This window comes from Vogesella mureinivorans (assembly GCF_007644035.1).
GTDB classification, from domain to species: domain Bacteria; phylum Pseudomonadota; class Gammaproteobacteria; order Burkholderiales; family Chromobacteriaceae; genus Vogesella; species Vogesella mureinivorans.
On sequence record NZ_VMTV02000605.1, the window covers coordinates 1 to 258 of the forward strand.

1 protein-coding gene is annotated in these 258 nt (G+C 68.6%); it reads right to left on the reverse strand.

The window, feature by feature from the left end:
• The coding region (locus FLQ44_RS16485; protein WP_240801314.1) for a pseudouridine synthase at nt 1-258 on the reverse strand (258 nt) is incomplete at both ends.

Genomic DNA, 258 nt, shown 5'->3' on the forward strand with positions numbered 1-258 from the left:
CATGCACGCGGATCAGGTGCGTGCGCCCGGTGTCGATACGCACCTCGGTGTAGCTATGCCCACCGTGCAGGGCGAGGCGCCGGAAGTGGCTGAGCGAAGCCTTGCCCTCGACCGGGTCGACCCGGACCATGCGCTCGCCGCCCTGCAGCTCGAACTTGCGCAGCGGCGCGTTCACGCTGAAGGGCTTCGAGCCGATGTCGCCGACCAGCAGGGTCAGGTAGCGCTTTTCCAGCTCGCCCTCGCGGATCAGGCGCTGCA